The sequence below is a fragment of the Chloroflexus sp. genome, from assembly GCF_034435895.1.
In the GTDB taxonomy this organism is placed as follows: domain Bacteria; phylum Chloroflexota; class Chloroflexia; order Chloroflexales; family Chloroflexaceae; genus Chloroflexus.
The window spans coordinates 18,696-38,949 of record NZ_DAOTWH010000333.1; the positions used below are offsets into that span (position 1 = coordinate 18,696).

Here is a 20,254-nt window from a genome sequence, read left to right on the forward strand (position 1 = left end):
GCTACCGCTCAAGCGATAAACTAAGTAGCGCGTCATCCAGTCACCTGCTCGTGATCGGCGGCAGCTAGCTCCTCCCAACGGAGCCTATTTCGTGGTATGCTGCCGATAAGCGCAGCGCGCGGCAATGGTCGCCGCGCATTGCCCACTCACGAGGAGGTGGTTATGAATATCAATGATGTGAAACTCTTGCAATCAATCCGCAGCGATCCCTCGCTGACCATCACGTTACCCACCCACCGCACCTCCCCTGACAACAAACAAGACCCCATCCGGGTCAAGAATCTGGTCACGGCTGCTGCCAACCGGCTGACCGACACTTATGGCAAGCGCGCCGTCGAACCGATCTTGCGCCGGCTTGAGGCGCTGGCCGGCGACATCGATTACCGTTACACGCTCGACGGATTGGCAATTGTTTGTCAATCAAGACACATCGTTGCTGTTTATGGTGCCATTTCCGTTGAAAGAGCGGGTGGTGGTGGATGAAACGTTCTACACCCGCGATTTGGTCTACGCGCTCAACCGCACGCCGCGCTATTGGGTGCTGGCCCTCAGCGAGAAGCCAACTCGCCTGTTTGAAGCCACCCGCGAGACGTTGCAAGAAATTCAGACCGGCGGCTTCCCCATGACTCACCTTGGGCCGGGTGGCGCGCGCAGCATCCCCAACGATCCGGCGATCAACCAATCGGCCTACCGCGACGAGCACCACCGCATCTTCTTCCGGCAAGTCGATGAAGCCTTCGCGCCGTTGATGGCCGGCGATCCGTTGCCGCTGGCGCTGATCGGGGTTGATCGCTACCTCGCCTTTTTCCGTGAAGTGAGCAAGCACAACGACGCGATTGTCGCCACGCTGACCGGCAATTACGATAATACTACTGCCCACGATCTTGGCCGCCTGATCTGGCCGTTGGTCGAAGCCAACCTGCAACACCGCAGCCAGCACGTCTTACGCGAGCTTGAGGCAGCGGTGAGCGGGCAACGCTATTGCTCAACATTGGGGGAAGTGTGGCGATTTGCTTACGAAGGTCGCATCGCAACCTTGTTAGTCGAGGAAGACTACCACCAAGCGGCGCTGGTTGATGAGAGCGGCCAACGCTTGACCTTCATTGATGAGCCAACCACGCCAGCCGCCCTCGATGACGCAGTCGATGAGGTGATCGCGACGGTGATCGATCGCGGCGGCAAGGTGGTCTTTGTGCCGAACGGTTCCCTCCAAGCCCACCAGCGGATTGCGGCGATATTGCGGTATTAGGATCATTACCCTCTGTCATTGCGAGGGGGTGAGGCCACCCCGCGCAGTGAGCGCCGCCCGACCGGACAGAACCCATCAGTACAGCCATAGTCGATAGCTTGCGGATGCACCGGTGTACCCTCACCCCCTGCCCCTCTCCCGCGTGGCAGGAGAGGGGCGCTACGCTGTCCCGCTGTAGCGATGTCTTTGCTGCCAATCCGGCGGCTCCCCAATCTCGCCCGCAGGTGGGAGCGAGGGGCCTCATGTCATTGCGAGGGAGCGGCGGCGTCCCCGCGCAGCGGGCGCCGCCCGCAGCAATCTCCCCCTTCAGCGCGACCAATGGCTCATCGGATCACAACCACACCTTCATCAACTCGCCCTCGCTACGCTCATCAACCTTGCCATCTTTGATCTCGGCCAACACATACTGCATCGGCACGCCATACTCGCGGCACGCCAGCACCGCGCCGGCGCTCATGTGCTTGGTGCCGCCGGTAATATCAACGATCACCTGATCGATCAAATCACCAGCTTGATCAAACGCTTGCACCACCGCCCGATTCGCCGCCGGAATGTCAAAGGTGCTTTCAAGCGGCACAATGGTGATCTGAACCGTGTCATTTGCCTCTTGCCGAACCTGATCGAGCAACTGCGCCGCCTTCTTTTCCGCTTCGGAGGTCGCAATCAACCACAGCCGGCGCAATTTACCGGTTTTCAGGTGGTGCATGATCGCCGCCGGTTCAGCACCGCGCTGATTGGCGCTGACAAACACGATCAGGCCGGGGTAGGCGCGATCGAGTTTGACCGCATCGGCTAACCGGTTGCGCTGGCGCCGGCGCAGGTTGAACCAGAGCCAGAGTATGAGCGTAATCGCGACCAGCAATGCGGCAGAAAACACAGTGATAACCGCATACAGCAATGCGTTTTCGCCGCCCAACACGTCTTGCAGCAGCTCAACCAGCAAATCGTAGAGCGCATTGCCAAGAATGGCAAACACCATGGTACCGATCAAAAAGAGCGCCGGAACCTCTGGATCGTTGATACTAGCAAAAATCTCTTTCCAGCTCCGGCGGTTCACGGATAATACTCCTGCATCTGTACTTGAACCCCACTGGGAAGGAAACTGAACCGTCTGGCTGCCGATACTAGTCGCTCATCACACCGTTATAAACCGGTACAGCGCCTCCCAATCGCTGCGTGACCGTTGCCCAATCGCGAAGAATTGATCCAGCAATTGCTCAACCACCGTAACAAAATCGCGATATTCCGCTTCGCTAATCTGGCGGAAGCCGTGGGCGAGAATGCTCTGATTGCGAGCGCGCGAGCGATTGCGAATATCGATTGGTTCCACATGGTGCATCAATGGATCGTTCAGCGCAGCTAGCAGCATATAGCCATTGAGCAGCGTTATTGGGTTGTAGGCGCCATTGCGGTTCGATTGCAATCCTCGCTCCTGAAAACCGAGCGATCGCTCAACCTGCCGGTAACGTTGCTCTAGATTCGGAAATCGTTGCTTGAGTGCATTCAAATCAGGTTCTTCAGCTAGCACGCCGTACGTCGCCAGCCGGTGCTGGCTCATCAATTCCAGACACCGATACCGCAACAATGCGGCTGTGTCGAAGCGTTGCTGTGCTTCGCGGCGCAAGGCATTGGCATGCAGCGAACCAAGCAGCGGCAGCACAGCGTCGAGATCTTGCAGGGTCGCCAGTGCGCGCGCCGGCTGCGACATTGTTCTGATGGTCTGGACGATGCGCGCCAACGCAGCTTGCTGGGATTGCAGGGTATTATGATGGTGTGTGAGCTTCACAGGCAACGGCTTGCTCAACAGGCGCTGTAACGTCTGCGCCGCAGCCTGCAGATCAAACGCTTCCCATTGGGTGTAGGCGACGGCCAACTGCTCGAGGGCGGCATACGTCGCCTGATCCGGTTCCGGCACTCGCCGGGCTAGATCGGCGTAGATCCGCGCTGCGCTCAGGTAGTCGTGGGTGTTGAAGGCGCGGGCGGCTTCCTCTGCTTCGAGATCGCCGAACACTTCATACGGGTCAGGCGGGGCGATCAGGCGTTGCGTGCCCGGTACCGGCTTATTTTGCTGATAGTCGCTCTCGATATAGATCGTATCAAGATCGAGCGCATAGGCCGCTTTGGCCAGCCCTACCGACATCATCTTGGTGCCGCCAGTCAAATCAACGAGGATCTGTGCGCGCGGCAGATCAGACCAATCTTCGATGATCGCGCGCAATGCGCGATAGACCTGATTAATGTCGGTGTAGCGCGCTGTTTTGCGCAACCAATTCGGATCAGGGGAACGATCAATCTGCTGCGCTACTCGTTCAGGGAAGGTATTCGTTTCCGGCGTCAGCAGAAAAGCGACTCGCTGCGGTTGCAGCGCTGCCAGCAAAAGGGCAGCGGTATCGGTTTGGCCAGTGCCAGTGAGGATTAACGCCTCCGCGCGCCGGTCGCCTACTCGTTCGCAGAAGAGACGAAGTTGTTCGTTGAAGTCCATTGCTGTCTCCCAAGGCATATCGCTTCATCGGCAGGCCAGCGGCCCGCGCTCCTTCACCCCCTCCCGGCGCGCGGGCGGAACGCCTGCCTCCGCGCCCCACACCTCACCGAAGCGGGCGCACCTCGATCCAACCGTGGCCAAACACACACGACTTACCGGTATGCACCACGCTCGCCGCCAACAAAAATGCCCGCACCACTGGCGGCACATTGCGCAACGTCGCTGCGCCAACTAACCCTCCTAACACCATCGACTGCCGCTTGCTAGGGCGAGTGCTCGAACGCTCCCAATCCACCCAGCGCGTGGTGTCATCTTCAACCGTTACTTGCTGCGCAGCAGCGATCGCTGTCCGGTAATCAACCTCCCACGGCACATGGCCGTAAAAGTGGTTCAGTGCCTGCAAGCGCCATGCAGTCGCCTGCACGATCGCCGGAATCTCCGGTTTCTGCATGAGTTCGCCGCACGTCTTGATCCGCAGCGGCGTGCGCAGGGCGAGCCGGAGATTGGCGGGCAGGCATTGCGCGATTGGCATCAGTTCCGAGAGGTTAAAGACCGGCAACTCGCCGAGGGCCAGATCAGCATCGCCATCGCGGTAGATCGTCACCCCCAGCAACTGGCCATACGGCAACGCCTCGATTCGTTCGAGGCGCGCCGCAGTTTGGTAGCGGCCCAGACCGGCGCGGGCGAAATCGACAAACGCCAGCGCCACAAAGGGCAGAGACTCGATCCCGCGCCCAAACAGCAGCATATTCGTTTCGAGCAGATCACCGGCAGCGTAGACGCGGCGCTGGTCGAGCGGCGGCTCGATCACGAACGGGCGCGGCGCATCGCGCAGATCGTGCAAAAACTCGCTGTTTGGCGGCGCCACCGGCTCAAACAGATTACGGTAGACGCAATGCGCCAGCGCCGCTGGGCAGGCGTTCGACTGGCCCCAACACTGTTGCGGGCACGCAATCCGTTGCAGCGCATAGCCCAACCCGCCACGAAATAATGCGCCTTTAAACGGCGGCAACCGCGTCGGCGCCGCCAGCCGCAACGTGACCCGAATTCGTAACACGTTCAACGCCGGCAGAGTCAGTTCAGGTTCAGCCATGACTATTGACTTTCCGTAACAAGCGGTTTCGTAACCAAGAACGATGACTCCCGCACGTCTCCCAGCCGGGCGAGGGCGCCAGTGGCTTCTCACACACAACAGCGGGGAGGAATAGCGCAAAACGTACATCGCAAACGATTCCAGCATTTCGGTGCAAGTATACCGCATCGGCGTTGAAAGCGTGTGCGATGAGCCAAACGGATCACCGATTGCTGAACGAATCGAACAATTTGTACCTTCCTATGCGACCACCGTGGCTGATACGATACATGTATTCACGGCGAACGACCAGCACGTAAAGGATGGTCAACCATGTCGCTCGATCCTGAAACTCAAAGAGCGCAGTTGAGCCGCGACATGCAATTCAATTTCAACTGGCGGTGGCGTCAAATCAGGGCATGGTTTGGTCAAGAGCGCGGTGCGTTACTCTTGATTTGGTGCTTGCGGGTCGGCGGTTTGGGGTTGCTCATCATGTGGGCATGGCTCAAAGCGCCAAACATACCGGAGCCAAACCTGAAGACAGGCTGGCTCATTATCGGTGTGATGGCCTGTTTTCAGATATTTACGGCTATCTGGGGGCATTTCAACCCGAACAATGGCACAAACCGCCAGCGAAGTTCCTGTAAAACCTGATCGAAGTCATCTTGATCAGCTCGGCTATTCTGCAGCTTGGGACAGCATCTAACGTCTTTTGGGTACTTTACCTCATCCCCATTGTTAGCGCGATGCGATTTCTCAATAACCTATGGGGCAGTGTGATCGTTGGGCTTTCGATTAGCTCGGCCACCGCGGTAGGCAGCGTTCATGCCGATAATCTGATCGAAATTGCGATCGCGCCTACCATTACGATCTTTGGCTTGCTGTTGTTATATGTGTTGCGCCGCACGTCGGTGCATCCGGACGCTTTTGCGGATCAGCAAACCGAATTAGTCTAAATCCTTGATCGATACCAATCCGGGATCTGCGTGGTCGCTCAACATCGCCGGCTTGTGTTTGTCAATCATGCGCTTGAACAGCAATTTGGCCCGTGGACGCCCAATATGACCTGCTACGAGTATTTGGTTTGCTTGCACGCGAATTGCACGGCCTGCCAACAGCCTCAACCTCATCCGGAACGATACACGATGCAAGCCCCCGGCGGGCGCAAAATAACATTCAGAGTCGAGTCGCAGCGGGTCGCTGATGGTGAGCATCTCTTGCTGTTTCTCAATCCGCCCCGCCTGAACCGGCTTGATCTGTACGAACGATTGCTCAATTCCATTGTTGAAGAGGATCAGCAAGGGTATATCAGCACCCTGCACGAACTGCTTGACTCGGTGTGTGAAGATTTCGACGCGGAATCGGCGGCAATCTTTTGGTTCAAGGATGGTCGGCTGATACGTGACATCACCAGTGGCCCGCCCTTGCCGTTCGATGGAGCAGGCATGGAAACCCCATCAGAGTCGTTATTGCCGATGATTTAGCCCTCTTTCGCGAAGGGCTGAAAAAGGTGCTCGCCTATATTCCTAACATTCACTATGTTGGTGAAGCGCACACCCCGCAATAAGCGATCAGCATGGCAAGCAGGCTCCAACCAGATATCATCATGATGGATATCTCGTGGTACGGCGACTGATGGACTGGCATTCATGCAATCGAACAGATCAAACGCCAAACACCGCAGGTGGCAGTTATCGCGATGACGGCCTATCCCGAGTGGATCGAACAGGCCCAGCGCAAAGGCGCTGACAGGGCCGTCTCAAAAGAGGTTTTCAATGACTCTGACCAACTCGAACGCTTGCTAGAAGAGGTGTTGCGGAAAGTCCGGCAGGCGCACCCCGGCATACCATCACGCCCCCGCTCACCGAACGCGAAAAACAGGTGCTTCGCCTGATGGCGCGCGGCGCTCTGATCGAAGAGGTGATGAAAGAGTTGAGTTGTAGCGCCGGCACAATTAAACGGGAGGTGCAAAACATCTGTGATAAATTGCAAGTGACCAACCGAGTTCACGCCATTGCGCGCGCCTACGATCTCGGCATCTTAACATTGGGCAGCAGCTTCCCACCCGAACCGATCTGAGCCGAGAGCCAGTAACGATACCGAAAGACGGCGCAGCCGGCTGCGCCGTTTTTTCGTTGCCAAATGATTGCTCATCGACGCATTTCTTCAAGTGAGAAAGCATGATCCATTCGACGATCAAACCCGGCGTCACTATGAGTCTTCTGATGGATGCAGTGCGATCATCTGATTACGTATAATCATCGTAACAAATCTCCATCGTAGCATACAACAAACGCACTCGTTAAAAAAGTGTAAAAAGGATGTGATAAGCCGAACCCTTTGCCATAGGCGGGCACCAAGCGGAACACCGGCCCCCAGATCGGTTCGCGCTGGCGAACCGGCTCGCGCCAATCGGCGAAGGAGGATACGATGGCGATCATTCACCAGTCTCCCCCGACCCCGTTCTGTCGACATCCGCTGTGGCGCCTGCAGCAGTATCTCGGCTTCGCTTCCCTCTACGGCATCCTTGCCGGATTAACGTGGCAAACGTTCACCGTTGGGTATGTCTCGATCGCGCTTGGCTTTGCCTTAGCGAGTACGGCTTCTCTGCTGGGCATCATCGTGCTGGTGATCCAAGAACGCCGGTTCCACATTGTGATCACCTGCGACCGGATCATCATCGATGACGGCTATCCGTTTGGTTCACGCCGCGTTATCGAACGAATCTATATCCGTGGACACTACTTCCCGCCCAATCCGATTGGTCACTGGTTCGACACTGGCACACTGGTGATTGAATATGGCGATGAAACGATCGTCCTCGACGGCTTGACGCCATTCAGCGTCCTCCGCAACCTGTTAGAGGTGTCGTGATGATGGGGGCGCCGCGCAACGAGGTGGTGGCCGATCTCTTTCAAGTGGTTCACCGGCTGGCCCGCACGGCTCACAGCATTGTCGATCTGGCTTACGATGAAGCGACTGCGCAATTGGTGGTGATCAAGCGGCTTGCTCCAACCAGTCGCAGCATATTACTCACCAACGCTGCCCGCGCCTTCCGGCGCGAGATCGACATTGTGCGCGCATTGCCGGCAGTAGGCAACGATAAATGGCACTGCTTCCCGCGGTTCATCACGATGGGCCGTGACCGTCACGGGTATTACTATGTTCAGAGCTACATTCCCGGCCAGACGCTGGCTTCCATCCTTGCCGCCGGTCATCCACAAGACGCGCTCACCATCGCGATCAACCTCTGCTGGGTGCTGCGTATCTTGCACGCGCACGGGATCGTTCACGGCGATCTGCATCCGCAAAATATTATAGTGGGATTGGATGGTAAGGTGGCGCTGATCGATTTCGGTCTGAGCCGCTACTGCTACCAACTGGCGCCAGACGTGCAAGGGATTGGCCGGCCCATCTATACCCCGCCGGCACAGTTGGCCGGCTGGCCGCTCGACGAACGGAGCGATTTCTTCGCGTTGGGGTGGGTATTGCACGAGCTGCTGGACATCGAGCAATTACCGCCGGCTATCCAGCATCTGATTGCAACGATGTGCGATCCGTTTCCGGCCAACCGGCAGGTGACACTGGCAGCATTGCAGGCCGAGCTTGAGGAAGTGCGCGATGAGCGCTCGCAACCGCAGCCGGCGCCACAGTGGTTTATCAACGGCCTCATCATTGTGAGTACCACCGCTACCGCGCTGCTCTATCTCAGCTTGTTTTGGCGATAATTACATTTCTACGTGCGGCAGCTAGCCTGCCGCACGCCATCCTTCCCCTTACTCGGCGTACACCGCGTGCATCCGTTCGATCGTCTGCCGGATCATCGCCACCAGCTCACCCGGTTCGAGCACGCGGCAATGTTCGCGGTAACGGAGTAGAATCTGCTCAGCTTGCCACAAATCACTGGTTTGGGCCACGATCTCGGCGCTGCCGTCGGGGTGATACGTCACCGCACTGTTGGGAAACCAGAGCGCCACGTCACGGTTGCGCGCCACTTGCGGCGAGAGCCAGTAGCGCAATGACCACATCTTGCGCGGCGGCAATTCGGGTGGCAACACCCGCCGTTCGACGTGCAACGAGTCGGGGACGATCCGGTCAACCCGGTAGGGAATGTAGCGACCCACGGTCGCTTGATGGGGTGAACTGTAGCAGTAGGCTTCGAGGTAGGTATGACCATCGCGCATAAAGAGCCGTACCGGTGCCACCCGGTGCGCTTCCGGTTCTTGGCTAAAGGTCGAGCGATAGCGAAAGCGCAGGGCATGGCGGCGAAGATTGCGCCGGAGCCGGGCTAACAAATGTTGGTCAACGGTCGTACTATTTTGGGGTAAGTCGAATTCCATTCCTTGCTGCTGGCTGAGATATGACCGCCGTTCCGGCGGCAGCAGCGCAATGACATGATCGAGCAGTGCCCGCACCTGTGGGCCATTGGGCCAGTTGCCCTCGCTAAACAGCGCTGCGAGAAACGCAAGCGCCTCTAGCTCTTCGTCGGGCAGATTGAGCAAGGTGAGCCGGCCAAAATCGGTCAGCGTGTAGCGCCCGTCAGACTGGCGCTCGATCGTGCAGAGAAATTCGTTACGGAGCGCGTTGAAATCGTGGCGAAGCGCAACCAGCGCGTTAGGGGGGTAGATGCTGGAGTCGAAGGTGCGGCGCGCGTCCGCAATCAGCTCGGCGGGGGTTGCCGGGCCGCGTACAAACCGGCTGATCAGCCACAACCGCCGCTGCACCGTCAACGCAGAACTGCGCTTTTGGCCGCGACCACGACGAGAGCGTGGAGTCGCCACGTGACACCTCGTTACTATATCGTGCGGATCTTTTGCGTATTATACCTGACTTGGCCAATGATGGGAATGGTCGCCTGACAAGAATAAATTAACGTTGTATATTTATATCATAAATAAATACCGTTAACTCAGAAGGGAACCGCCCCGATGCACCTCGTCTCGATTACCCGCCTGCGCGTCCGTTCAGTCTTCCTCATACCACTATTCGTCTGGCACGCGCTGCGCACGATGGCGCAGGCCCAACGCGCCGATGGCATCGTTCACATCGCTACCCGTTTCGAGTGGGGCAATGTTGTCTGGACGAAGACAGTCTGGCGCGATGCGCCGGCGATGAAGGGGTATCGCAATGGCGGCGCGCATCGTTTGGCGACGCGGTTGCTGGCCGAGTTGTGCAGCGAGGTGGCGATCGCGCGCTGGAAGCAAGACTCGCTCGAACCGCCAAGCTGGGCCACGGCCCACGAGCGGTTGTTGCGCGATGGCCGGTTATCGCATGTCAAGCGTCCATCGCCTCTGCATGCCGCCGGTCACACTGCACCGGCGACGATGCAGCCGGGGTTTGCGCCGCCATCATCGCCAGTACTGAGCTGAGGATGTTGGGCAGATATGCCCGGCCCTTTAGGGCCGGTCTACCATTACGAAGCCCGCTGCGCGGGCTGACCCTCACCCCCCAGCCCCCTCTCCCACCTCACGGCGGGAGAGGGGGAGCAGCTTCGTATGCGCGACAGGCACTCCTTGAGCAAAACCCCGCAGCGCCCCGCTCCCGCGCCAGTGGGAGCAGGGACGGGGGTGCGGGTACGGCGCCAACTAGCCACAAAGCGACACCAAAGACGCCAAAATAGCACGTTTTTGTGGGTTTTGTATCTTTTCGTGGCTATTCTCCACCCCTCCCCCAGCGGGGGAGGGGCACGGGGTGGGGGCTAGCAAAACCTTTGCCTCCTCTGCGTCCTTCGCGCTTTTGCGTTAAAACCCTCTGCACCTTTGCTTGCTTTGCGGAGCCGGACAGCCGTCCGGCTCTCCATGCACCTACTCATTCCATCATTGGTGGCAAATCTTGGCCGTAGCTGCGCTGGAGCGGCAGTTCAGGAATGAACAGCGCCAGCACCAATCCGATCACGGCCAGCCAGATCGCGTACCAGTATATGGTCGTCACGCTGGTGGTAAAGGCATCTTTCAGCGCCGCACCGATCTGCTTGCCGATTGCCCGCCCCTCGGCGCGGGCCGTCTGCTCGGCTTGGTCAAGCTGCGCCAACACCCGATCGAGCGCCTGCGCACGGGCCGTTGCCGGCAAACTCCCGATCATATCCAGCATTGCCTTCTGCTGATCAGGGATTTGCGGATCGGCGCGCAGAGCCTCGATCGCCGCCGGATCGGCATCGCGTAGCGCGCGGGTGAGCAGATCACGCCGGGAGGCAAATTGCTCGGCAATCGCCTGTTCGATCTTCACTGCCGGATCGACGGCGCCGCCGCTTGCCCCCTCGCCGGCCCCCATCCCATTGCGTAGCGCGCTGCTATCAAACTGGGCAGCCATGGCTGGCGGCAACTGGGCTTGGATCGGGGCCAGATTCGCGCTCAGCGTTGTGGTCAAGACACTGGTGAGCAGCGCGCCAAAGACCGCCGAACCGACCACCTGCCCGATCTGCTGGAAGAATTGCCGGCTGGCTGTCGCGGCCCCCATGTCGGTGCGCGGCACTGCATTCTGCATCGCCAGATTGAGGATCGGCATCGAGGGGCCTAAGCCCAATCCCAGTGCGATCATACGCAGCCGCACCATCCAGATCGACGTCTCCGGGGTGAGCGTCGTCAGCCACCACAGCGACGCCACGATAATCGCCATGCCGCCGATAATCACCCATTTGTAGCGCCCGGTGCGCTGCACGATCTGCGACGACACCATCGCCCCTACCACAAGGCTAAGGGTGAGCGGGATAAGCGTGGTGCCGGCGGCGGTGGTGCTCACGCCGAGCACGTTGACCAGATAGAGCGAGAGGAAGAAAATCGCCGCGAAGAGGGTAGCGCCGACGGTGACGCCGATCATCGCAGTGAGAGTGAAGGTGCGGATGCGGAAGAGGTGCAGCGGCAAGATCGGCGACTCGGCCCGCTGTTCGATCAGCAGGAAGAAGATCAAGCCAACCACGCTGACGGCAAACAAGCTCACGATCAGCGGCGATGTCCACGGAAAGTCATTCTTGTCGAGCGTCAACGCCAGCAAGAACGGGATCACCGTCAGCAGCAACGTCGTCGCGCCGGCATAGTCAATTGCCGGCTTGAGACCGCTGTGCAAACGCGGCAGCTTGGCAATGATGAAGCCGAGCGCGACCACACCCAACGGCAAGTTGACGAAGAAGACCCAGTGCCAGCTCAGATTGTCGGTGAGCAGACCGCCGATAAACGGCCCCACTACGCTCGACAGACCGAACACGGTGCCAAACAGGCCCATATAGCGCGCCCGTTCCGCTGGCACAAACAGGTCGGCGGGAATGGCGAAGGCGGTTGAGGTAAGCGCCGCCGCGCCAAAGCCTTGCAAGCCGCGGAAGAAGACCAACTGGGTCATATCGCCGGCCAAGCCGCACAACAGCGAGCCGAGCAGGAAGACCACGATCCCGAACAGCAAAACATATTTGCGCCCGTAGATGTCCGACAGTTTGCCGTAGATCGGCACCATCGCCGTTGACGCCAGCAGATAGCTGGTTGAAACCCACCCAATCAGTTCGATCCCTTTCAGATCGGCCACGATCCGCGGCAAAGCTGTTGAGACGATCGTCTGGTCAAGCGCCGAGAGAAACAGACCGAGCAAGACTCCGATTAAGATCAGCACCTTGCTGCGCTGATCAAGCGTTACGGCGTAATCAATCCGTGTGGTAGCGACAGTCGTTGGCGATGTGGTGGTGGCCATACGGTTGTGTGACTCCTTGCCTTGTCGAACGTATGTCAAATAATAAAACCCATGTCATTGCAAGGAAGCGGCGGCATCCAGCACGGCTGGGAGCCGCCCGACCACAGCAATCTCCGCCGTCAGCGGAAATACCCGCTGCGGGGGCTGCTCTCGCTATCGCGGGAGATTGCTGCGCTGCGCTCGCAATGACAAGCGGTTGCGGTCAAATGCCGTGACTGGAAGCGGTTGGTCGCTCCGCTGCGCTGCGCTCGCAATGACAAGCGGCCTGTCATTGCGAAGAGCGCAGCCCCGCAACGGCGGGTGATACCCGCAACGACACTAGGGCACCAAGAGTTTGGAGGGATTGACCCAAGTACGCTCTTAGCTTCAACCACAAAAGCTTCGCGCCCTTCGCGTCTTTGCGTTTAGAATTCTCTGCGTCTCTGCCCCCTTTGCGCCTCCGTCAGCGGAACGAACCGCTGAGGGGCTTCTCCCGCCCTCGCGGGAGATTGCTTCGCCGCCTCCGGCGGCTCGCAATGACAACCGGCGTGCCCTTCAAACCCAACAGCTACCCATGACAGCGCGGCATCCACGCTGCCTCCAACGAAGGCCAAACTGCTGAACGCGGTGGCGTTATTCAGCCGTCATGAGGTTCCACTCGCGGCACGCCGCACTGAGCGCCTGACCAAGCCGTTCGAGCAGCTCAGGCGGCAATTGGCGCAGATGGCGGCTGGCTTCGCTCAAGCGAATCTGGCGCGCTTCAGCCACCAGCCGCTTACCTTCAATCGTGAGCGAGACCAGCTTTTGGCGACGATCGTGCGGCGATTCACTGCGCTCTACCAACCCATCTTGCACTAATTGATCGACAATCTGGCTGGTGGTCGCCATCGTCAAATTAAGGTGCTCGCTCAGCGATGAGATGGTCGCGGCATGGCGACGATCAATATGCATCAGCGCAATCAGGCGCGGCATCGAGAGGTTCGTCCGCTGCAAGAATTGCAAGAGCGTCTCCATGCTTTGGCCCATCAGCTCGCTATGCACGAGGTTGAACAGCTCAGCGACGCGCTCTGGGGTGTAGGGCGGGTCAAGTTCGTGGTACACGATTTGATCCTTCAAATAGTTTGATTATTCAAACTATTTGAAGGGTACAACTAGTCACCCAGCTTGTCAAGGGGGAATTGCGAGGCAGTACTATGGAGTACAGCAGTTTGACTGCGCACTCCCGATCGAGATGGCAGTGTCACTGCCGCGCTCCATAAAAATAAAACCGGACGAGCCGCGGTTGGCTCGCCCGGCGCCGTCATTCAACCCTAGGCCACGCCCTCTAACCGGTCTTCCAGATCGGCGTGCAGTTCGCGCAGCCGCTCCAGCGTCTCTTCATCGGTCTGCCAGATGCCGCGCGCGTTGGCCTCGAGCAAGCGGCCTACCATATTGCGCGCCGCCGCTGGATTGAGCTGCTCGATCCGAGTGCGCATGGCGTCATCGAGCACGAAGGTCTTAGCCGCTTCGTCGTAGACCCACTTGTCAACCGCATCGGTCGTGGCGCTCCAGCCGAGCATGTAGGTGAAGCGGCTAGCAATCTCGGCAGCGCCGTTGTGGCCGTGGCGCAGCATACCTTCGTACCACTTCGGATTGAGGAACTTAGTGCGATACTCCACCCGCAAGGTCTGCTCGAGCGTTTGCAGTTTGGTTTCGGCGGTAAAGCTCTCGACGAAGTTGAGCGGCACGTGCTGGCCGGTGGCCCGCTCAGCCGCCGCCTTCAACGCGCCCGAATAGCCGTAGTAGTGCTGCATATCGGTCAAGCCGTATTCAACGCTGTCGATCTCTTGCGCTACCCGGCTGACCGTGCCGAGCAACGCGCGCAACACCTCTGGCTGCGCTTCGCCATTCTGCCGTCCGCCGAAGGCGTAGGCATTGCGCTTGATGAACAGATCCTCCAGCTCTTCGCGTTTCTCCCACGCACTGCCTTCAATCGCCTCATCGACATCGGTGCCGTAGGTGCCGGCAGCCTGCGTGAAGATACGCGCCGTCGCCTGATCGAAGCTCTTGCCGGCGGCCATCATCTCTTGCACGTGCTTGCGGATGTAGTTCATCTCAACCGGCTCGTCGGCCTCCGCCGCTTCCCGCACCAACCGGTCGAGCATATCCATGGTGCCAGCGAAGATGTCGCGGAAGATGCCGGAGGCGGTCATCAGCACGTCGATCCGGGGCCGGCCCAGCTCGGCCAGCGGGATGAGCGCGTAGCGACCGACCTTGCCTTGCCCATCCTTCACTGGGCGCGCGCCGATCAAGCCAAGGACAATGCCGATCGACTCGCCCTTGGTCTTGATCGCATCGAGGCCCCACAGAACCTGTGCAATCGTCTCTGGGTACTGGCCGGTCTCGGCACGGTGAGCGGCAATGATCGCCTCGGCGATGCGCGCGCCGCGCTCGTAGGCGCTATCGGTCGGCACCCGGAAGGGGTCGAGACTGTGGATATTGCGCCCAGTAGGAAGCACCGTCACCCCGTCGCGGATAATGTCGCCGCCGGGAGCCGCCGGGATGTAGTGACCGCCCAACCCGCGCATGAGGTAGTCGAGCTCTTGCGTATTGTCGCGCAATGCCGCCAGCAGCGCCCGCCCATGCTGGATCAGGCCCAACACTTCGTTACTGTTGGGCAAGCCAAACTGGCGCGCGGCCTGATCGGGCGACAGATGGCCAAAGACCGTCTGCTGGACGAACTCGGAGCAGCGGGCCTCGATCTCGTCGCGCAGGGCCAAGGCTTCGGCATCACCCTGCCGTGCTCGCGCCAGCACGTCGCCGTAGCGCACGGTGGCGCGCCGCGCTGCGAGGAACAGATCGGCCAGCCCGGGCAACTCACCGCGCGGCACCTTAAGCGTCTCGACGATCAGGGTCAGTTGCTCTTCGGGCGGCGGAGCGCTGCCCAGCACGTGCAAGCGGTCGGTAATCATCGTCGCCGCGAGATCGCGCAGATAGGCGTAGGCCCGCGACGCGAAGCGGCTGAACGGCTCGTCGGGCTGGCGCACCAGATCGTTGTCAAGGTTGAGCAGCGCGATCTTCTGCATGATCGCCACTGCCTCCGGGCTTTGGTCATCGTCGGCGACGGAAGCTGGACGCTCACGATACTCGGCCAGCAGGTCTTGCAAGGCCTGCAACTCGCGGTACAGACCGGCCCGTCCGTACGGCGGAATGGCGTGGCCGATAATGGTGCTATAGCCGCGCCGCTTGGCGATATTGGCTTCGGCGGGGTTGTTGATCGGGTAGACGTAGAAATTGGGCGTCTCGCCGAGCAAAATATCGGGCCAGCAGCGATCGGTCAGGCCGAGTTGCAAGCCGGGCATCCACTCGGCGGTGCCGTGCATGCCGAGGTGAATGATCGCATCAGCGCCAAAGCTCTCGCTAAGGTAGCGGTAGAAGAGGGCGTATTGGTGGTGCGGCGTATTTTCCTTATCAAACAGCAGCCGCATCGGGTCGCCGGGCATGCCGATCACCGGCTGCACGCCGATAAAGATATTGCCAATCTGGGCGCCGGCCAAGCGCACCTTATCGCGCCCCAGCGGGGCAATATCGCCGGGGAAGGCGCCCCAGCGGGCATTAATCCGCTCTTGATCGCCGGGCCGCAGCCAGCGGTAGAAATCGTGCAGATCGGCGCTCACCCCCATCACCACTGGCGGGTGGCCGGGGGGCAGCGGCTGATCGCTCACCAACCCCTCAAGGCAGCGGGCGAAGGTCTCCGGATCGCGCGGATAGCGGCCCACCTGATAACCCTCAGCAGCCAGCCGGTCGAGGATGGCAATCAGGCTAGCCGGCACATCGAGCAGGGCCGCCGTCGCCACCTTGCCTTGGCCGGGTGGATAGTTATAGACGATAATCGCCACCTTCTTATCGCGGTTCGCCTTCTTGCGCAAACGGACGAAGCCGCGAGCGATGCGGGCCAGCCGCTCAAGCCGGTCTTGCACCGTGGTGATGGTGCTGCCGCGCATCCCACCTAACACTACCGGCGCGATCGCGCCATCCATTTCGGGCAGGCTATAGAGGAAGGTGCTTTGCAGCGGGCCAACGCCGCGCTCGCGCCAATCGTCTTCGTCTTGCACAAACAACGGTTGGGCGACGATATACGGCACATCGAGTTTGCTGAGCAACTCGCGGGCCACATCGACGGTCAAACCGGCCTTGGTCGAACCAGCCGGGCCGCCGACCAGCGGAAAGCCCATTGTGTTAATCACCAGATCGACCTTCATATGGCTGAGCCACTCGCGCACCACGATATGGCTCTCGATCCCCATCACGAAGATCGGCAACACCCGCAAGCCGGCGGCTTCGAGCGCCTGCACAATCTTGTTATGGTAATCGGCCCCTGACAAGATATGGGCGCGGAACGACAGCACCGCCACCGTACCGAGCGGGGCCGGCACCCCTTTACGCGCGCGGTTGCGTTCCTTTTCCCACCGCTCGTACTCGTGGGGATTGGCGAACAACTTTGGCGCATCGGGATGGGCAAAACCCATATTCGGCATCTCGACCACCGGGTCAACCCGCAAATGGCTCATCCCGCTATACTCGCGCAAGATGAGCTTAAACATATTGGCCGCGTTGGCGATGCTACGATGATTCCAATAATTCGTGACATTCGTCCAATTGCGAAAATCGTTGAGACGCTTGCCGGGCAAGAAATTGATCAGTTTTGAGGTGATTTTTTGCAGTTTGACGTAGCCGTAGAGCGCATCTTCCTCGCGCCCACCGACCAACAGCCGGGCCACGTTTTGCACCGGCTTGGGCATACCCTTGCCGCCCTTGAGGTTATACGACCCAACCTTATTCAGCCGCATCACCTCAGGCAACCCCTCAAAAGAGAAGATCACCGGCGGATCGTGGCGTTCGACCATCGGGATCAACACCTCCGCCGTCTCGTTCAAGGTAATAAGTGAAAGGATGAGGCACTGGCAACGGGCAATCGCCGCCTCGACTTCAGCCGGGCGCGCGGTGACATCCCGATCTTCGAAAATATGCAAGCGGAAGTCAGGCACCTCTTTGCGCACCTCAATCTCGGCGCGGCGGAAGAAATCCTGACTGTACCGCTGCATCCCCAGCACCATCACAAATTCTGTCGGCTGGCTCATAGCACCATTGCTCCTGTCGTCAGCGATAATAACCTGAGTATATTATGCAAGATCGCATAATAAATAACAATCTGAACAGAAAACGAACAAAACCTGTGCAAATATGCACAGGTTTTGCAATAGGAATGAACGATAAAACTATCAATCGCCATATTCCATCACCGTACCGAGATAGCGCAGCGCCTCTTGTTCGGTGCCAAAGAGGCCAACCCCACTGACAAAACGCACCAATGGCGCAAACAACAGCAAATGATGTTCAGAAACAATAAAGGCAATCCGGCCTAAATGCTTATGGCGCGCGATGGCTTCGGTGCGCTGGCGTGCTCCCCAATCAGCGCTAGAGATTCGTCGTCCATCCACCAGCAGATCTGTCGGCTTTGGGCACTGGTCAAGCAATCGCCACATTTCTTGATAGTACCGTTCCGCTTCGGCCAAGTGTAGATGATCCTCCAGCACCACCCAGATCAGATCATGGGCCCGGCGACGAACGCGGTAGGGCATAGTGTACTCCCTCACAAATTACGCGACGTTTTGCACATTATACACACTTTTGCTGTATATGTCTAGCGAAAAAGGTGGCACGTTTCCGGTGCGAACTTTGTGCAAGGGAACACGGACGGTTGACGAGCATCCCCGGCGCTGCTATAATCGCCGCCACAATCTAGCTGTACCGACGCTCGGCGACCGTGGAGAGAGGCTTGTCATTATGGGGTTCTTCGACTATTTCGTGGCTGCTAGTCCTACATTTGGCTCGTATGCGTGGACATTCTTTATTGTGCAGATTCTGCTGGTCGCGGGCGGCGCCTACTTCATCTGGCTGCACACTGAGCGGAATGTTGCCAAAGCGACCTTTTTCCGCCAGTTGGGGATTGCGCTGATGATTGTGGGTGGCTTTGGCGTGGCGCTTGGTGTGGCACGCATGCTCAATATGCCAACCTTTAACCTGCGGTTCTGGTTTTACATTCAGTTTGTGGTTGAGCTGATCTTGGGCGGTTATGTCTTTTATTACATGCAGAATGTACTGCCCGAGTTGGTGCGTAACTCGCGCACCCGTGCGCCTGCACCCCGTCAGATGCCGGCCGACGCTGCTCCGGCCGCGCCGCATCCGGTAGCCACCACTGGCCGCCGCGAAGCCCGCCGCGAACGCAAACGCAAACAACGCTAAAGGCGACGCATGCGTCGCCCTAAAATACGGCATGCCGCGCCCCACCTACCGGCAGCTATCAGGGCGACGCAGGCCGTTTCCCCAGCAGCTATGGTCAGGGCGAGGCATGCCTCGCCCCGCCCCCTCTTATCACCACACTGCTGGCGTCCGCAACGCCGCGCGCAACAAGCGGTGATATTCAATCCGCGAGATCTCGATCGTGCCGAACTGCAACATGTGCGTCCCGACCACAAACTGCGAGTCGAGCAGCGTAAACCCACCCCGCCGCAACCGTTCGACCAGATGCACCAACGCCACTTTGCTGGCGTCGCGCACGCGGTGGAACATGCTTTCGCCGGCAAACAAACCGCCTATCGCTACCCCATATAGGCCGCCGGCCAGTTGGCCGTCACGCCAACACTCGACGCTGTGGGCATAGCCTAACCGGTGCAACTCGCTGTAGGCCCGGATGATCTCCGGCGAAATCCACGTGGTTTCCCGTCCCGGCGCCGGCTCGGCGCAAGCGGTGATGACCGCATCGAAAGCCGTGTCAAAAGTAACGGTAAAGAACCCTGATCGCACGGTGCGCGCCAACCGGCGCGGGACGTGAAAGCGGTCATCAAGCGGAATAATCGCCCGCCGCACCGGCTCGTCCCAGCCGATCTCGCCGTTCTCGCCGGCCATTGGGAAGATGCCTTGCCGGTAGGCGGCAAGCAGGAGTTCGGGGGTTAAGCGTGGTGTTTTGTTCATCGGTGCTGTTCGCGGATTTCTATCTGATCCAGTGTCGCTTATCTCGCTTACACCACCCGGTTTAAGCGATTCAACCCCGACATGATAATCGCCACACACCACCCCAACAGCAGCAGCGTCAGCCCTAATCCGACCCGCGCCGGCCACTCGCCGTCGGGCAACAGCCGGCTGATTAACAATGGCGCACCGGCCACCCCGTAGACCAACCCGCCCAAGATCAGCGGCAGCGGCAAGATAGCCGCTGCCATGCTCGGCCATGAGTAATTCTGCACGGTAATGAAGACGTAGCAGAGGCCATACGTGATCGTGGCGCTCATGAGGGCTGCCAGCAACTCGGCGCTGATGCCGAAGGATAATGAACCGAGCAGCGCCGGCGGCGCCGGATCGCGCAAGCCGAGCACGCTCACCAACAACTGCAGGCTGATGAAGATGGCGTAGGTGAAGACACCGCTCAACAGGCCGGGGTTCCACCAGCGATAGAGGTAGAGCGCCACAATAATCATCGCCGGCAAGGTGTCGGGCCATGCAGCGCGAAGTGAGGCCGTGATATTGAAAGGTGTTGTCAGCGCCGCCACCAGCGAGGTCAGCGACGGTACGGTTTGGATGCTGTACAGCAGCCGCCAAAACGGATCGAGCAGGGTGCTCAGTTGGCCTGCTACCAACGCAAAGACGTAGAGCGGATTGCGCTGCTGCCACCACAACCAGAAGGCAGCGCCGTACAGCAGAAAGGTGATAACAACCGCCAGCAGAGTTCTCGCCCCTTGCGCGCCATCAATTGATGGCG

General features: G+C 59.3%; 20 protein-coding genes. 10 read left to right on the plus strand and 10 right to left on the minus strand.

Annotation, left to right across the window (positions count from 1 at the left end; translation table 11 throughout):
• Positions 1 to 162: 162 nt before the first annotated feature.
• Positions 163 to 483, plus strand: a complete 321-nt coding sequence (locus U9R81_RS18485; protein ID WP_322496885.1) for a hypothetical protein — start codon at positions 163 to 165, stop codon at positions 481 to 483.
• Positions 443 to 1,249 carry a hypothetical protein gene (locus tag U9R81_RS18490; RefSeq protein ID WP_322496886.1) on the plus strand — a complete coding sequence of 269 codons (807 nt, stop codon included), beginning with the start codon at positions 443 to 445 and terminating at the stop codon, positions 1,247 to 1,249. The genes U9R81_RS18485 and U9R81_RS18490 overlap by 41 nt, the downstream gene beginning before the upstream one ends.
• A 331-nt stretch (positions 1,250 to 1,580) precedes the next feature.
• Here the strand turns inward: U9R81_RS18490 and U9R81_RS18495 are convergent, their stop codons facing one another.
• The 3 genes from U9R81_RS18495 to cas6 all read right to left on the minus strand — a co-directional run bounded on the left by U9R81_RS18495 (position 1,581) and on the right by cas6 (position 4,824).
• A complete protein-coding gene (locus U9R81_RS18495; RefSeq protein WP_322496887.1) occupies positions 1,581 to 2,306 on the minus strand; it encodes a Card1-like endonuclease domain-containing protein in 726 nt (241 codons plus the stop codon).
• Positions 2,307 to 2,384: 78 nt separating this feature from the next.
• Entirely contained in the window at positions 2,385 to 3,731 is a 1,347-nt protein-coding gene (locus U9R81_RS18500; RefSeq protein ID WP_322496888.1) for a TIGR02710 family CRISPR-associated CARF protein, read from the minus strand.
• A 103-nt stretch (positions 3,732 to 3,834) separates the two neighbouring features.
• On the minus strand, positions 3,835 to 4,824 hold the full coding sequence (gene cas6, locus U9R81_RS18505) for a CRISPR system precrRNA processing endoribonuclease RAMP protein Cas6 (protein WP_322496889.1): 990 nt from the start codon (positions 4,822 to 4,824) through the stop codon (positions 3,835 to 3,837).
• 312 nt (positions 4,825 to 5,136) lie between these two features.
• Here cas6 and U9R81_RS18510 point away from each other — a divergent pair, with 312 nt between their 5' ends.
• The 6 genes from U9R81_RS18510 to U9R81_RS18535 all read left to right on the plus strand — a co-directional run bounded on the left by U9R81_RS18510 (position 5,137) and on the right by U9R81_RS18535 (position 8,531).
• A complete protein-coding gene (locus tag U9R81_RS18510) occupies positions 5,137 to 5,457 on the plus strand; it encodes a hypothetical protein (protein WP_322496890.1) in 321 nt (106 codons plus the stop codon).
• A 92-nt stretch (positions 5,458 to 5,549) separates the two neighbouring features.
• A complete protein-coding gene (locus U9R81_RS18515) occupies positions 5,550 to 5,759 on the plus strand; it encodes a hypothetical protein (RefSeq protein ID WP_322496891.1) in 210 nt (69 codons plus the stop codon).
• Positions 5,760 to 5,948: 189 nt separating this feature from the next.
• A complete protein-coding gene (locus U9R81_RS18520) occupies positions 5,949 to 6,287 on the plus strand; it encodes a hypothetical protein (RefSeq protein WP_322496892.1) in 339 nt (112 codons plus the stop codon).
• Between the two features lie 364 nt (positions 6,288 to 6,651).
• Positions 6,652 to 6,882 (plus strand): helix-turn-helix transcriptional regulator, encoded by a 231-nt coding sequence (locus tag U9R81_RS18525; protein ID WP_322496904.1) that lies wholly within the window; start codon positions 6,652 to 6,654, stop codon positions 6,880 to 6,882.
• A 351-nt stretch (positions 6,883 to 7,233) separates the two neighbouring features.
• Complete coding sequence (locus tag U9R81_RS18530) at positions 7,234 to 7,677, plus strand: hypothetical protein (protein WP_322496893.1); 444 nt, start codon at positions 7,234 to 7,236, stop codon at positions 7,675 to 7,677.
• Positions 7,677 to 8,531, plus strand: coding sequence for a serine/threonine protein kinase (locus U9R81_RS18535; RefSeq protein ID WP_322496894.1), 855 nt, complete (start codon positions 7,677 to 7,679; stop codon positions 8,529 to 8,531). Before U9R81_RS18530 ends, U9R81_RS18535 begins: the two co-directional genes overlap by 1 nt.
• Positions 8,532 to 8,579: 48 nt before the next feature.
• On the opposite strand, the gene U9R81_RS18540 is transcribed toward U9R81_RS18535, so the two are convergent.
• Positions 8,580 to 9,584 (minus strand): WYL domain-containing protein, encoded by a 1,005-nt coding sequence (locus tag U9R81_RS18540; RefSeq protein ID WP_322496895.1) that lies wholly within the window; start codon positions 9,582 to 9,584, stop codon positions 8,580 to 8,582.
• A gap of 147 nt (positions 9,585 to 9,731) precedes the next feature.
• On the opposite strand from U9R81_RS18540, the gene U9R81_RS18545 reads away from it, so the two are divergent.
• Positions 9,732 to 10,172, plus strand: coding sequence for a hypothetical protein (locus U9R81_RS18545; protein ID WP_322496896.1), 441 nt, complete (start codon positions 9,732 to 9,734; stop codon positions 10,170 to 10,172).
• Between the two features lie 439 nt (positions 10,173 to 10,611).
• On the opposite strand, the gene U9R81_RS18550 is transcribed toward U9R81_RS18545, so the two are convergent.
• The 4 genes from U9R81_RS18550 to U9R81_RS18565 all read right to left on the minus strand — a co-directional run bounded on the left by U9R81_RS18550 (position 10,612) and on the right by U9R81_RS18565 (position 18,077).
• Entirely contained in the window at positions 10,612 to 12,477 is a 1,866-nt protein-coding gene (locus tag U9R81_RS18550) for an MDR family MFS transporter (RefSeq protein WP_322496897.1), read from the minus strand.
• Positions 12,478 to 13,089: 612 nt separating this feature from the next.
• Complete coding sequence (locus tag U9R81_RS18555; protein ID WP_322496898.1) at positions 13,090 to 13,557, minus strand: MarR family winged helix-turn-helix transcriptional regulator; 468 nt, start codon at positions 13,555 to 13,557, stop codon at positions 13,090 to 13,092.
• A gap of 209 nt (positions 13,558 to 13,766) precedes the next feature.
• Positions 13,767 to 17,576, minus strand: a complete 3,810-nt coding sequence (gene bchH / locus U9R81_RS18560) for a magnesium chelatase subunit H (RefSeq protein ID WP_322496899.1) — start codon at positions 17,574 to 17,576, stop codon at positions 13,767 to 13,769.
• Positions 17,577 to 17,717: 141 nt separating this feature from the next.
• Complete coding sequence (locus U9R81_RS18565; protein ID WP_322496900.1) at positions 17,718 to 18,077, minus strand: STAS/SEC14 domain-containing protein; 360 nt, start codon at positions 18,075 to 18,077, stop codon at positions 17,718 to 17,720.
• A gap of 205 nt (positions 18,078 to 18,282) precedes the next feature.
• On the opposite strand from U9R81_RS18565, the gene U9R81_RS18570 reads away from it, so the two are divergent.
• On the plus strand, positions 18,283 to 18,741 hold the full coding sequence (locus tag U9R81_RS18570; protein ID WP_322496901.1) for a hypothetical protein: 459 nt from the start codon (positions 18,283 to 18,285) through the stop codon (positions 18,739 to 18,741).
• Positions 18,742 to 18,870: 129 nt separating this feature from the next.
• On the opposite strand, the gene aat is transcribed toward U9R81_RS18570, so the two are convergent.
• Positions 18,871 to 19,470 carry a leucyl/phenylalanyl-tRNA--protein transferase gene (aat, locus tag U9R81_RS18575; protein WP_322496902.1) on the minus strand — a complete coding sequence of 200 codons (600 nt, stop codon included), beginning with the start codon at positions 19,468 to 19,470 and terminating at the stop codon, positions 18,871 to 18,873.
• A 47-nt stretch (positions 19,471 to 19,517) separates the two neighbouring features.
• The coding region (locus tag U9R81_RS18580; RefSeq protein ID WP_322496903.1) for a hypothetical protein at positions 19,518 to 20,254 on the minus strand (737 nt) is incomplete at its 5' end.

Excerpts from the sequence above, each read along its gene's own strand:
- U9R81_RS18485 (WP_322496885.1), top strand. The coding sequence starts at position 163 with ATGAATATCAATGATGTGAAACTCTTGCAATCAATCCGCAGCGATCCC.
- U9R81_RS18490 (WP_322496886.1), top strand. The coding sequence starts at position 443 with ATGGTGCCATTTCCGTTGAAAGAGCGGGTGGTGGTGGATGAAACGTTC.
- U9R81_RS18500 (WP_322496888.1), bottom strand. The coding sequence starts at position 3,731 with ATGGACTTCAACGAACAACTTCGTCTCTTCTGCGAACGAGTAGGCGAC.
- cas6 (WP_322496889.1), bottom strand. The coding sequence starts at position 4,824 with ATGGCTGAACCTGAACTGACTCTGCCGGCGTTGAACGTGTTACGAATT.
- U9R81_RS18510 (WP_322496890.1), top strand. The coding sequence starts at position 5,137 with ATGTCGCTCGATCCTGAAACTCAAAGAGCGCAGTTGAGCCGCGACATG.
- U9R81_RS18515 (WP_322496891.1), top strand. The coding sequence starts at position 5,550 with ATGCGATTTCTCAATAACCTATGGGGCAGTGTGATCGTTGGGCTTTCG.
- U9R81_RS18520 (WP_322496892.1), top strand. The coding sequence starts at position 5,949 with ATGCAAGCCCCCGGCGGGCGCAAAATAACATTCAGAGTCGAGTCGCAG.
- U9R81_RS18530 (WP_322496893.1), top strand. The coding sequence starts at position 7,234 with ATGGCGATCATTCACCAGTCTCCCCCGACCCCGTTCTGTCGACATCCG.
- U9R81_RS18535 (WP_322496894.1), top strand. The coding sequence starts at position 7,677 with ATGATGGGGGCGCCGCGCAACGAGGTGGTGGCCGATCTCTTTCAAGTG.
- U9R81_RS18545 (WP_322496896.1), top strand. The coding sequence starts at position 9,732 with ATGCACCTCGTCTCGATTACCCGCCTGCGCGTCCGTTCAGTCTTCCTC.
- U9R81_RS18550 (WP_322496897.1), bottom strand. The coding sequence starts at position 12,477 with ATGGCCACCACCACATCGCCAACGACTGTCGCTACCACACGGATTGAT.
- bchH (WP_322496899.1), bottom strand. The coding sequence starts at position 17,576 with ATGAGCCAGCCGACAGAATTTGTGATGGTGCTGGGGATGCAGCGGTAC.
- U9R81_RS18565 (WP_322496900.1), bottom strand. The coding sequence starts at position 18,077 with ATGCCCTACCGCGTTCGTCGCCGGGCCCATGATCTGATCTGGGTGGTG.
- U9R81_RS18570 (WP_322496901.1), top strand. The coding sequence starts at position 18,283 with ATGGGGTTCTTCGACTATTTCGTGGCTGCTAGTCCTACATTTGGCTCG.
- aat (WP_322496902.1), bottom strand. The coding sequence starts at position 19,470 with ATGAACAAAACACCACGCTTAACCCCCGAACTCCTGCTTGCCGCCTAC.